We start from the raw sequence: 14,266 nt of genomic DNA on the forward strand, positions 1-14,266 counted from the left end.
ATTATAATTGATCACTTATTTCTCTTGCTTTGAGCAATATAAAAGAGTTTACGGCTGTAAAATTATCATTGTCTACCCAAACTTGTACCACATAGGTTATCTTCGTGTCGAGGAGTTCTTTGATGAGAACACGTGGTTTGGGTTGAGACAAAATCTTGTCATTGACTTGCAACGCTTCCAGTAATTGATCAATAAAAAGCGTGGTGTTTTTCGCTAGGTTGGTCTGTACCGCTACCTCAGATCGCCTCAAGTTATTTTGCGATATATTTTTGATCTTACTGTTGGATAAAACGCCATTGGGAATGTAAATGATATTGTTTTGGTAGTTTACAATTTGGGTAGAAAAGATGTGAATACTAAGCACTTTTCCCGATTCTCCCTGTGCTTCAATAATATCGCCAATGCGAAAAGGCTTGAAGAGAATAATCAAAACACCTCCTGCAAAGTTGCTTAAAGATCCTTGTAAAGAAAGTCCTATGGCTAAACTCATCGCTCCAATGATCGCGACAAATGAACTGGTTTGAATCCCCAATTTAGAAGCAATAATAACGAATAGTAAAATGCGAAATCCCCAGAGTAAAACATCTAAAATAAAACTATTAAAGGTCGGGTCTATATTGCGTCTAGTCAGTATTCGCTTAGCGATTTTTTGAGACATTTTAATCACCCATAGTCCCAAGGCCAAAATGAACAAAGACGTAACAATTTGGGGAATATAAGCAATAATATTTTCGATATAAGAGGTCAATAAATGATCAAATTTTTCCATAAATTACAGTTTAATTAAAGGACTTAATTCAGCAGTTGGCGTTAAACAATGCCTGTTTTCACAAAGGTAATACTGTGTTGTAGTACGCAATGAATATTTTGTAAAATAAGGGATTGTACTCGGCTCATTGATTGGGAAAATAAAGGTTTTGCTAACCAAATTGGCTTGGATACGCAAGCTGTCTTCTCCTGCATTTTTACCTACAATTGCCAATTCCGAAGGTGATTCGGTATACAACATCGCCAACAACCACTGGGAATAAGCTGATGGATAATCCAATTGAGACTGCATGATCTCGATCATGTGATGAGCGAGTTCACTGTAATAGCGGTGTTCAAACAACACGCCCAAATACAGTAAGTTATGGGCCATAATCGCGTTAGAAGAAGGAATGACATTGTCTTCTGTTTCGATACTTCTCAAGATTGTATCACTGTGTTTTTCTTGACTAAAATAGAAGAATTTACTCTTTTCATCGAGAAATAGGTCTAAGCTCAGGTCCATCAAGCGCTTGGCTTCCCATACATACCCTTGGTTTGCTGTGTGTTCAAATAAACGTAGGAGTGCTTGGATGTAAAAACTGTAATCGTCTAAATAGCCTAGGGTTTGTATTTTTTGATGGTGAGACGAATGGTAAAGACCAAGTTCTTCATCCAGTAAATACTGCTGAATATAGAGGTGAATGCGTTCTGCTTGTTGCAAATACGAGGATTCACCCGAAGCACTGTAGGCATCGAGTAGTCCCGTGATGAGCATGGCATTCCAGCTGCAGATAATTTTGTCATCTAGCAAGGGTTTTGGTCGTTGATTGCGCGATTGTAAGAGCAATTTTTCCCATTGTTTTTTGCGTTCTTTCAAGGCAAAAATATCCCATTGATTGGCTTGTGCAATTGTTTCTAAGGGTTGATTCTGAATGAGAACGTAGTTTTCGTCTTCCCAATATCCAAAGTCGTTGATGTTGAATACTTGGGCAAATAGAGCATAATCATCCCCTAAGAGATGACGTAAATCAGCTTCAGTCCACACATAGTAAGCACCTTCTTTTGAAACCCCGTTGGCATCTAAGCTATCTGCATCCAAAGCAGAATAGGTACCCCCCAGTGCTGAAGTCCAATGCGTTTGAATGAACTGAACCGTTTTAGAGATTACTTCCAGATACAACGGGTTTTGTGTGCGTTTATAAGCATCACTATATACGCTCAATAGCTGTGCATTGTCATAGAGCATTTTTTCAAAATGGGGAATATGCCATTTAAAATCAACAGAATAACGAGAGAATCCGCCATCGATTACATCGAAAATACCACCCCAAGCCATTTGCGTTAAGGTTAAATCTACATAGTGCAACAAGTCTTTGTCTCGTTTGAGGTCTCCTAATTTTTGTAAATAAAGTAAGTTCGTTGGCATCATGAATTTGGGGGCTCGTTGATAGCCTCCATACTCCAAGTCAAAACTCTGTTTCCATTGATCGAGAAGCAGAGTTAGATTGAAACGATGCTCTTCTCTAGCAGTTGGTGCTAGGCCCATGATGTAGATTCCCTCTTGTAGTTTTTCTGCAAATTCAAGTGTTGCTTCGGGTTTATTTTGATACAATTGTGCAAGTTGTTCCAAGACATCAACCCAGGTTGCTTTGGGAAAATACGTTCCCCCCCAAATGGGTCTTCCATCAGGTAAGCAGACTACATTTAACGGCCAGCCACCCTGTTTGGTCATCAGTTGAACCGCTTTCATATAGTAAGCGTCTACGTCGGGATGTTCTTCTCGGTCCACTTTAATCGAAATAAAATGGCGATTCATTACTTCCGCAACCGCTAAATTAGTAAAACTCTCATCTTCCATCACATGACACCAATGGCAAGTGGAATAACCAATACTGACAATGACCAGCTTGTTTTGTTCTTTTGCCGTTTCAAAGACAGTTGTATTCCATGCTTTCCAGTGAATAGGGTTGGTGGCATGTTGTTTTAAGTACGGATTTGATGTGTGTTTGAGTTCATTCATAGGGTTGGAATTGAATAACAAAATTAAGGAAAAAATGGGAGAAGAGAGAAGGGAAAATGGAGAGTGGTGAATGGTGAACCAAAAGTCTCACAACGAAAGCCAAAAGCCAAACAACAAAAGGATAACATTAAGTTAACGTTGGTTTGTAGAAATATAATGACTTTTGCAGTACGCAAAAAATAAAAGAATAAATGGAACAAATTTTTATTGTAATGCTGATAGCCCTTGGGATATTAGCGATAATAGATTTGACTGTTGGAGTAAGTAACGATGCTGTAAACTTTTTAAATTCTGGGATTGGATCAAAAGCCATGTCCTTTAAAGGGATTATGCTTGTAGCATCTTTGGGAATCCTCCTTGGAGCCGTCTTTTCAGGCGGGATGATGGAGATTGCTCGAAGTGGGATTTTTGTACCCAGTATGTTTACCTTCAACGATGTAATGATTATCTTCCTAGCCGTAATGATCACCGATGTCTTACTGTTGGATGTATTTAACACCTTGGGACTACCCACTTCTACAACCGTTTCTATTGTATTTGAATTACTTGGAGCAGCGGTATGTTTGGCTGTAGTTAAAATTGTCACTAGTGGGGATAGTTGGTCTACCTTACCTTCGTATATCAATACGAAAAAGGCATCCGAGATTGTCGTCAGTATTTTGTTGTCCGTTATTTTATCCTTTACCTTAGGTACGATTGTACAATATGTTTCGCGTTTGATTTTTACCTTTCAAGTAGAGCGAAAATTAAAATACTTTGGTGCCTTATTTGGAGGAACAGCAATTACGGCAATTTCATTTTTTATTCTAATTAAAGGACTCAAAGGATCCAGTTTCTTAACAGCAGATGCATCGAATTGGATTGATCACAACCAACTGCTTATTTTAGCAGGAAGTTTTGTTTTTTGGACGATCTTTTCTCAGTTTTTAATGTCTGTATTCAAACTGAATATATTACGTGTTATTATTATTATAGGAACTTTTGCTTTGGCTTTGGCTTTTGCTGGAAATGATTTAGTGAATTTTATTGGAGTGCCAATTGCAGCGGTGCAATCCTATGGTTTCTTTCAAAGCTCAGGTCAAGCAGCCGATGTTTTTATGATGGGACAATTAGCGGAAGAAAATGTGGTAGCGCCTTTTTATTTTCTTTTCCTTGCTGGAGGAATTATGGTATATACTTTATGGACTTCCAAAAAAGCACGCAATGTAATTGAAACCGAAATGAGCTTAGCACGTCAAAGTTCAGATTCGTCAGATGAGAAATTTTCTCCTAATTTATTGTCCAGAGCATTAGTACGTAGCATGGTTATTTTGGGTGGATTTATCAACTATTTTCTACCGAAATCATGGCAAATCCACATGGATAAACGCTTTGAACAGCCAGTAACAACCAAAAGTAAAAATAAACAAGATGAGCCTGCTTTTGACATGGTTCGTGCTTCAGTAAACCTGATGGTGGCCAGTATCTTAATTTCGATTGGTACATCTATGAAATTGCCTTTGTCTACGACTTATGTAACTTTTATGGTAGCTATGGGTACGTCGTTTGCTGATCGCGCTTGGGATAGGGACTCTGCTGTGTATCGCGTGGCAGGAGTATTTAACGTAATTGGCGGTTGGTTTGTTACAGCCATCGTTGCCTTTATTGCTGCTTTTATTACCGCTTATATTTTATATATAGGAGAAGTGTACGCTTTGGTGGCGATGCTGATTTTAGTGGGGATTTTATTGTATCGAAGCAATAAGATGCACCAGCGTTTGGAACAAGAGAAGAAATTAAAGACGGAAAAGCTCAATAAGTTTGACATTGTTACCATTCACGAAGTCGCTTCGGAAAGCTCTGCACAAATTGCTAAAGTAATCGTACGTACCAATGAGTTGTATACTCGTGTGATTGACGGAGTTGCCCTTCAGGATCACGCCGACTTAAAAGCGTGTAGAAAGAAGCTAAAACAGTTGGAAAAAGAAGTGGACAGTCTAAGAGGAAATGTGTATTTCTTTATTAAAAACTTGGATGAAACTTCGGTAGGTGCTAGTAAGTTTTATGTACTTACTTTAGGGTTTTTACAAGACATTATTAAATCAGCTTTGTTTATCACACAAAATAGTTATACCCATGTTGATAACAACCACAAGAAATTGAAATTTAATCAGATTCGAGATTTAAAATTAATTGACAATAAGTTGCAAGCATTTCTTGATGAGGTTGGTGCTATTTTTATGGAAGAGCGTTTTGATCGCATTGGCGAGGTGTTAGCGCAAAAAGAAGATATTACACAAACGATTGATAAGTTGATTCAAAAACAAATCGTGCGTATTCGCACGACGGAGACAAGCCCGAAAAATAGTAAATTGTATTTCTCTGTTTTATTTGAAACCGATGATCTAGTCAAAGCGACTATTGGTTTGTTGGAGTTGTTCGAACAATTTGAAATCGATCAGCGAAAAAAGAAAGTTAAATCTATGAGCTAATGCTCATCTTAAAAATACAACGGCAGTAGGAAGTACTGCCGTTTTTTGATATAAAAAAAGCGCCGAATAGGCGCTTTTTTATTCTATAGCATACGGTATTTTAACCATTAATTGCTTCTACGACAATATGGTTATCAGCAAGCATATGTCTTAACATGCTCTCAATACCATTTTTTAAAGTAAACGTAGAAGAAGGACAACCACTACAAGCACCTTGTAAGATCACTTGAACAACATTGGTTTGTTCATCGTAGTTTTGGAAAGCGATATTTCCTCCATCGGCTTGTACAGCTGGTTTCACGTTTTCTTCCAAAATATTGATAATACGTTGTGATTTCTCATCTAGAGAGTCAAAGTGAATATCGGCTTGTTTTTCTAGCTCTTCTGTATTGGTTACGAGTGCCTCATCAACCGCTAGGTTTCCTTGTTCCAAAAACTCTTTGATGAAAGAACGCGTAGGTTGAATGTGTTCATTCCAATCAAAAGCCTCGTATTTTGAAATCGAAACATAGTTTTCGTCAATGAAGATTTCTCTCACGAAAGGCAATTTGAAAAGCTCTTTGGCTAGTGGAGAAGACTTGGCTTCATCAATGTTTTTAAACTCAACACCTTGCTTGGTTAATAGCTTGTTCGCTACAAATTTAATCACGGCAGGATTCGGAGTGGATTCAGCATAAATCGTTATCGGATGTTTTTTGTGATCACCTTTAGATTCTATTAAGATTTTCTTACCTTTAGCGATGAAAGTTTGGATTTGATCTGCGACAGTGTCCTGTACGTCATTCCATTCAACAATTGAAAATTTTTCAATGGCAATGAAATTATTTGCAATAAATACCGTTTTTACAAAAGGTAAGTAGAAAAGTTCTCGCGCTAAAGGAGATTGAGCTGTTTCATCAATGTTTTTGAACTCATGATTGTCTCCCTTAGTGACAAAATCAGGTAGGATAAACTTGACAATTGCAGGGTTTTGAGTATTTTGAATTTTAATCTGTGACATTTTGTTTTATTTTTTTTCAAAATTAACAAACTTATATTCTACGAATCTGTATATTTGGTTTTTTAAACATATAATTAACATATAATTAAGTATGAATTAACAGCGACTCGAAAGGGTAAGTAATTCAAACGAAGATAAATAAGTACAATTTTTAAATTTTGCAATAATGTGTAGAGTAATTAATTATGAGAAAAGTAGTTGTTGTAACTACGCGCGGAGCGATGGTTATACAGGGAATAGTAAACCAATGATTGATTTATATCATCAAAGAACAATGTGCTTTGATCTTAATTAAAATCTAGACATATGAGTAAGAGTAATGTTTATATACCAATAAAATCATTTATGAAACGATTTTTATTATTTGTGTTTCTACTGCTTGGGGGAATGATGTTTGCCCAAGAGGTTAGTGAACCTGTTATAATTGCAGATGGCCGTTTGAATGTTTGTAGCGGTACTTTGTATGATACAGGGGGACGAACTGGAAACTATGAGAAAAATGAATTAATAACGATGACGCTATGTCCCGATACTCCAGGTGGAACAATTCGCCTAGAGTTTACTAGTTTTTTACTAGGTCGAGGAGCATCGTTGACGCTTAGTGATGCAGGGCAACCTATCGGAGATAGTCCCTATACAAGAGACAACCCAATTCCTGATGGACGTACTTTCACTGTATCAAATCAGCAAGGGTGTATGACACTGACTTGGTCAACTGGAGATGATCCAACAGGACCAGGGTTTAGTGCAAATATATCTTGTGAGAATGCTCCTTGTCCAACCATTTCACCTCGTTTGTTGAGAACGATACCCGCTTTTGCATCAGATATAGAACCTGCTTGTACGGAAGATTTGGGTGTGATCCGTGTATGTTTAGGAGAAGAAGTTAAAGTATTTGGTGATGCTGACTTTTCTAGTAATGGAGATGGAGCTACTTTCCAATGGGACTTTGATAATGGCGTAATTCAAGAAGGAAGAAATGGGGCTATTCGATTTAATGAACCCGGAGCTTATCGCGTTCGATTTACAGCAAAGGCAAATACGGCTAGAAGTTGTAGTAACTTCTTTAGCTTTATTGTACAGGTTGCTGAAGCAGAGGCCGAATTTGATCTGACAGCAAACAAAGCATTTTATTGCGTTGGAGAACCAATTAATTTAAATGCAATAGTAAAACTAAAAGAAGTAGAATACGATCCACCTGCCCCAGAAAGTAATCCAGTGTCTTTGCCAGATGGAAAAGATCCCGTTACTGGAGAAGCACGTATTTTTACCAGTACACTTGAATTTAAACAGTTTTGTGCAAGTGCTACATTGGATTCTTTACCAGATATCGTAAATGTGTGTTTTAGGATCCACCATACCTATCTAGGGGATTTGGATATTGTACTAATCGGTCCAGGAGGTCGTTCCGTAAATCTTTTGACGTATGGGGACACACCTACTACGAATCAACATTATAATTTAGGGAATCCTCCTTCTTTCTATACGTACTGTATTACCCCAAATGCTGACCAAACAATGCGTGAAGGAGCAGCAACGAGTGGAGGACCTAGTTTACCAGCTGGAGACTATTTACCAGCTACGACCCCTGCTAGAAACTCCTTTAATAATATAGTAACAAACGAAGATGGAACTGAACTAGGAGAAACATTAAATGGGAATTGGTTATTGCAGATTGAAGATAAATGGGCTGGAGATTCAGGATTTTTAGATGGGTTCTCCATTACATTTGCGGATCGTTTCGATTTACCCGATCTGTCCTTTCAACCAGAAGTGGTGAGCGAACGTTGGTTACCTGCTTCAGGCTTAGTTGAAACAGGCAGAAGAGGTGCCGCTACGGTGGTTCAACATGTTCCAGGAGAATATACGTATGCCTACGAAGTAGTTGACAATTTTGGTTGTACCTATACGGATTATATTACTGTAGTGGTAAAAGATACCCCTGTATTAGGACAAATTGAAAACTTACAATCTTGTATTGAACCAGAAACAGGAAGAGCTAGTTTCCATCTACCAGATGTGAACCCTAGTATTGGAGGAAACTATGACGTTAAATATTACCTGTCAGAAGAAGAAGCTATCGCAGATAGAGATGCGTTGAATGACATCTATGTATTCAATGAAACTTCAGGTATACTTGAACGTACTATTTGGGTGAGAGTAACACACCCAGAAACAGAGTGCTATGTAATTGATTCATTTAAGGTAATTGCTAAGCGATGCCCAATCAATTTAACAACTTTACCGAATTTATATGCTTGTAGAAATTTAGATGGTACGGTACCGAATTTTGACCTAACGGTTCAAACGCCATTGGTGTATTTTAATAATCGCAACTATACGGTTAGCTATTACACATCAATGGAAAATGCAGATAATAAAACCAATCCGATTGCTACACCTGCAAACTATCCATTTACAGGAACAGGAAATTCGATGACAGTTTATGTGCGCGTTGAAAGTAATTCCGATGAAAATCATTATGCAACAACATCATTTATGTTATTTGCTAATGATAGACCGGTGATCAATGATTTAGCACCGATGCACGCTTGTTCGATTGACAATAAAGACAACGGAATTTTTAACTTAGACTCTTATACAGCTAGAATTGCTGGTGGCTTGGTTGCTGAGGTGAGATATTATACGACCCTACAAGGAGCCATGAACGATGATCGTACTACTTTAATTCCAAATACGAATGCTTATCAAAGTAGAACAGGTACAATTGCGTATAGAGTAACAGATTTATCAACAGGATGTTTCAACTATGGAACAATAGATTTAGAAGTTGTTCAGTTACCTGTATTAAATGAAAATGTGGTGTTAACTTCTTGTAGTTTAGCTACTGCAGCAAATGGAGTTGGAAGTTTTGATTTAAACGAGGCTATTCCACTAGTATTAAATAATGCTGTTGATGCTCGATTAGAAGTAACGTTCTACAGAACATTAGACAACGCAACCAATGTAGTTAATGCTATTGATTTGAGTAGAGAGTTTGTTAATGACATACCAAATAATCAAACGATTTATGCAAGAGTAGCGTATACGAATGGAACGTGTTCAGCAATTGTTGAGGTTGATTTAGTCGTTCATCCTAAGGTTGTCGTGAATGAGTTTGTAGAGGTAAACGTATGTGTTGAAAATCTAAATAGAGAGGTCATTCTTGATTTAACAACGAATGAACTTGAAATACTAAATGGATTAAACGCAAGTGAATATCAAATTACCTACTATACATCAAGAAATGATGCAAATTTAAAAGTGCGCCCTATTTCTAATCCACAACACTATTCTAGTACAGTTACAAGAAGCGTTTGGGTAAGAGTAGAATCAATTGCTACGGGATGTTATACATTGTCTAATTTAGTAATTGTTCCAATTCAGGCTCCTGCAATTGAAACATTGCCTATTTTCTCAGTATGTGAAGAGGCAGCGGATTCTGGATTTGCGAATTTCAATTTATCAGAGTACCTAAATGAATTTTTAGCTGGACGTACTGGATTGATGGTTGGTTTCTATGAAACAATAGATCATGCTGTAAATCAGGTTAATCCATTAAATGCAATAAATTATCGTAATACAGTAGCATATGAACAAATCATTTATGTGCGCTTCGAATCAGAGAATGGCTGTACAGCTTTACGTCCACTTACATTAAAAGTGTTAGCTGCACCAGTATTGAATATCCCTGAAGAGGCTGTTGGAATTTGTAGTGTATCTACAGATGGAATCGGTACTTTCGATTTATTAGCTTTAGTTAACGATTTGCAAAATGGCAATCCAAGTATCGCTATTACGTTCTTTGAAACAGAAGACAATGCAATAAACAATGTCTTTCCTATTCCTAACCCAAGAGCTTATACGAATTTGACTCCTGGTGGTGCAACAATCTATGTGAGAGGTGAATTAAGAGGAGGATGTTTTGCTGTGAAACCATTAGAATTAGAAGTGATTACTTCACCTGTTTTACCAATTGAATTGGATGACTTAGTGATGTGTTCAGCAGATGTTTTACAAAATTTTGCGTCTTTTGATTTAACCGTTCAAAGACAAGTGATTGTAAACGCACAAACAGATCCAAATAATACTGGACAGAATTTAGAGGTTAAGTATTATTTAAGTGAAGCAAATGCAAATGCGAATACAAACGCAATATCGAATCCTGCAGATTTTGTCAATACACGCGATAATCAAGTGATTTGGTATAGAGTGTACAACAAAAGATCTAGCTGTTTTGCAGTAGGTAGCTTTAAACTGATTGTGAATAAACCTTTAGCTTTGACTATTCCTGCGCCTATCATTCTTTGTCAACCAGAGTTGCCAAATACAGGTAGAACAGTCTTTGACTTAACAGTAAGAGAAATTCAAATTTTAGGTAGAGAAATTGATCGTGTAGAAATAAAGTATTACGAGAATGAATATGATGCTAAACAAGATCGCAATGCAATTGCTGATCCTACACATTACGAAAACCTAGGTAACCCTCAAACAATTTGGGTAGGGGTGACAAGCTTTAATGGATGTAGAAGTTTTGTATCGATGGTTATACAAGTGAACCCTATACCAAATGTTACCTATACACCTAGAGCGATACATAAGTGTTTAGCAGATAGGTTAACAGGTAGTGCGGAATTCGATTTAACAAGTCGTGAATATGAGATTGCAAATCAATCTTCAGGCTATTTCTTTATGTACTATAATACAGAATTAGGTGCTACTATAAAGGATGAAGAAGATGAGATTTTATTCCCTGCACGTTTCGAATCGACAGGTACAACTGTATATGTTCGCGTAACTTTAGGTTCGTATGATGCACAGTGTTTTGTAATCGTACCATTAGATGTAGTTGTAGATCCATTACCTGTGTTTGATGATATTGTCTTCTTACACTGTATAGAAAATAATACAGGATTCTCTACATTTAATTTGTTAGAAAAGAGAGATGAAATCTTGAATGGTGGAAGACCTGAAGACTTCGAAATCTATTTCTATGTGAAAGAAGCAGATGCATTAGTTCACAATATTAGTGAAGCAATTCCTGCAGATTATACCTATACAAACACAAAAGGTGGTCTGCAAGTAATTTACGTTCGCGTAGAAAATAAATTAACAGGTTGTTCTTATGTAGGACCAATGACATTAAAAGTGGAAGAAAAAGTAAAAGCTTTTGATATTGATACTACGGATACTTCGAGAATTGAAGCATGTGCAACACCTCCAGGACCTAATGGAACAGCAAATTTTGACCTTAATCAGTTCTCTGCAGAAATTGTTGGAACTCAAAATATTCCAGTAGGAGAATTAGGAATCATGTACGTATATAACAATACACCGATTCCAGTAGCTGAGGTAGGTAGTTTTAACTTGCCAATTGGCACGCATGAAATTACGGCTGTTATTAAACGTGTTGACACAGCTGATGAGACGTACTTGTGTACAGCTGAGGTTACTTTTACATTGACTGTAGAGGAAAGCCCAATTGCACCAGTATTACAAGGCGCGGTAGTTTGTATTGATTACAATACAGGTAAATTAGTAGATCCTTTCACTATCGACTCTGGTTATAAAGGAGATGATTATGAATTCCAATGGGAAAGTGCAGGAGCATTAGGCGCATTTGTGGCTATTCCAGGAGCAACTAAACCGTACTACGTAGTAGAAGATACAGCATTAGGTAATACATTTAGAGTCGTTGTAAAATACAAAGGACAAAAATGTTCTACAGCCAGTGGTGCAGTAGCGCTTACATTTGTTGAGGAAATTCCAATCAAAGTGGTAGGAGCGGATTCTAAAGGATTAATCAGTGAATTAGATGGAGATGAAAGAGTCACGGTGACCATTTCTTCTCCGCAAGAGTCTGGTACATTTGAATATGCTTTAGATGGTGGAGCTTATCAAGATTCAAGAGTGTTCTATGATGTTGCAAATGGTGCACATAGAGTTTGGGTTAGATATAAAAATGAGAAATCAATTTGTCCACAATATTTAGACATTTTTGTTTTAGGATATCCAAAATTCTTTACTCCAAATGGAGACGGATTTAATGATACTTGGAACATTGCAGCACTAAAAGGACACCCTGAAGCTGTAATCTATATCTACGACAGATTTGGTAAATTATTGAAACAACTTAGCCCTTCTCAAGAAGGATGGGATGGAACATTTAATGGGAAACCGATGCCGTCAACAGATTACTGGTTTACTGTTGAATATTTAGAAGAAGCTAGACAAGCGAATCAAGTGCCTAGAAAAGTTCAATTTAAAGGACATTTCTCATTAAAACGATAAGTTAGAATATGAAGATATTTAAGAAAAGATATTTAGCAGTTGCGTTATTGGTTACTCAAATGAGTAATGCGCAAGACGGTGGATTACCTATCTATTCGGATTATTTGTCTGATAACTATTACTTACTTCACCCAGCAATGGCGGGATTAAAAAATAGTACACAGGTGCGAGGAGCTATAAGACAACAATGGGGAGATGTAGATGATGCTCCCCAAACGCAAACATTAACAGCTAATACCCGAATCGGAGAACGATCGGGTATTGGTATCATCGCTTTCTCAGATAAAAATGGATACCATTCTGAAGCTGGAGCGAAGTTAACGTATGCTCACCATATTACTTTTAGTGAGTCGCGTTATGAGTTGAATATGTTGTCTTTTGGTATGAGTGCTGGTTTCTCTCGTGTTACATTAGACGAAACAAAATTCGGATCCATCTACGACCCTACATTAAGCGGTGGTCTAGAAGTAAAAGATAGTTACTTTACCGTAGACTTCGGAGCTGCTTATCACAGAGAAAATTTCTTCTCTATGTTGACAGTGAAGAATGCAGTAACGAGTAAGAGAGAACTTTATACGGATGTAGAAAGTGATAATTTACGCCGTTATTTATTAGGTGCAGGTTATACTTTTGGTAACGTAAGATTCAACGGTGGTTGGATGTATGAGCCTTCTGTATTACTTCAATACGTTGAAGAAACGGAATTGAAACTTGTTGATATCAACATGAAAGTGTATAAAACATTCGACAATGCAAAATTATGGGCAGGGATTTCTTACCGACGTGATTTTGACAACGAAGAATATATGAAAGGTGGTAAAACTAAAAAACAAGCACTTCAAAGTTTGAGTCCTCTTATCGGAGGTTCTTACAAAAACTTTAGCTTAACGTACACCTACACGCATGAGCTAGGGGATAATACGTTTAATAAAGGAGGTTATCACTTATTTACACTAGGTGTGAATATATTTGCAAAACGCAGTTCGTTGGATTGTAATTGTCCAAACTTACATGATTAAAAAAAAAGTCCCGATATTTATCGGGACTTTTTTTTTAAATGCTAGTTTATGATTATAAAAGAAATAAGAGGAAAGTATCCTCAAATCGAAGCAGATTGTTATCTCGCAGAAAATGTAACGATCGTTGGTGATGTAACTATAGGAAAGCAATGCAGTGTTTGGTTTAATGCGGTGATACGTGGAGATGTAAATGCAATTACAATCGGAGATAAGGTTAATATCCAAGATGGTGCAATTATTCACTGTACGTATGAAAAATACCCTACTGTGATTGGAAATAATGTTTCTATCGGACATCAAGCTATGGTTCACGGTTGCGTCATCCACGATAATGTATTGATTGGGATGGGGGCTATTGTAATGGATAATTGTGTCGTACACAGTAATACCATAATTGCTGCTGGCGCTGTCGTTACACAAAATACAGTGGTTGAATCAGGAAGCATTTACGCTGGTGTTCCTGCTAAAAAAGTAAAAGATATTAACGCTTCTGACTTCGCTGGAGAGACCCAACGTATCGCAGATAATTATGTGATGTATTCGAGTTGGTATCAAGAGTAGTGAATGGTAAGTAGTGAATGGTAAGTAGTGAATGGTGAGTAGTGAATGGTGAGTAGTGAATGGTGAGTAGTGATGGATGAACGTCCCTAAATATGGTTGACCGTTTTTAAACATTAACTTCATTATTAAATATAGTAATAAATGGTTTGGAAAA

The 14,266-nt window shown here is 37.1% G+C and carries 7 protein-coding genes; 4 read left to right on the forward strand and 3 right to left on the reverse strand.

Annotated features, from left to right (window positions below; translation table 11 throughout):
* Position 1: 1 nt before the first annotated feature.
* Positions 2-769, reverse strand: a complete 768-nt coding sequence (locus ACPDHL_RS09035) for a mechanosensitive ion channel family protein (RefSeq protein WP_430532441.1) — start codon at positions 767-769, stop codon at positions 2-4.
* Positions 770-772: 3 nt separating this feature from the next.
* Positions 773-2,770 carry a thioredoxin domain-containing protein gene (locus ACPDHL_RS09040; protein WP_430532442.1) on the reverse strand — a complete coding sequence of 666 codons (1,998 nt, stop codon included), beginning with the start codon at positions 2,768-2,770 and terminating at the stop codon, positions 773-775.
* 191 nt (positions 2,771-2,961) lie between these two features.
* Here ACPDHL_RS09040 and ACPDHL_RS09045 point away from each other — a divergent pair, with 191 nt between their 5' ends.
* Entirely contained in the window at positions 2,962-5,241 is a 2,280-nt protein-coding gene (locus ACPDHL_RS09045; protein WP_430532443.1) for an inorganic phosphate transporter, read from the forward strand.
* Between the two features lie 100 nt (positions 5,242-5,341).
* On the opposite strand, the gene ACPDHL_RS09050 is transcribed toward ACPDHL_RS09045, so the two are convergent.
* Entirely contained in the window at positions 5,342-6,241 is a 900-nt protein-coding gene (locus ACPDHL_RS09050) for a NifU family protein (RefSeq protein WP_430532444.1), read from the reverse strand.
* A 345-nt stretch (positions 6,242-6,586) separates the two neighbouring features.
* Between ACPDHL_RS09050 and ACPDHL_RS09055 the strand changes: the two genes are divergently transcribed.
* From ACPDHL_RS09055 to ACPDHL_RS09065, 3 genes are read left to right on the forward strand one after another with little or no spacing between them, the layout of a single operon-like run.
* Complete coding sequence (locus ACPDHL_RS09055) at positions 6,587-12,532, forward strand: T9SS type B sorting domain-containing protein (RefSeq protein ID WP_430532445.1); 5,946 nt, start codon at positions 6,587-6,589, stop codon at positions 12,530-12,532.
* An 8-nt stretch (positions 12,533-12,540) separates the two neighbouring features.
* Entirely contained in the window at positions 12,541-13,551 is a 1,011-nt protein-coding gene (locus ACPDHL_RS09060) for a PorP/SprF family type IX secretion system membrane protein (RefSeq protein ID WP_430532446.1), read from the forward strand.
* A 48-nt stretch (positions 13,552-13,599) separates the two neighbouring features.
* Positions 13,600-14,112 (forward strand): gamma carbonic anhydrase family protein, encoded by a 513-nt coding sequence (locus tag ACPDHL_RS09065; RefSeq protein ID WP_430532447.1) that lies wholly within the window; start codon positions 13,600-13,602, stop codon positions 14,110-14,112.
* Positions 14,113-14,266: the final 154 nt, after the last annotated feature.

The sequence above is a fragment of the Myroides sp. C15-4 genome, assembly GCF_050522745.1.
Lineage (GTDB): Bacteria > Bacteroidota > Bacteroidia > Flavobacteriales > Flavobacteriaceae > Flavobacterium.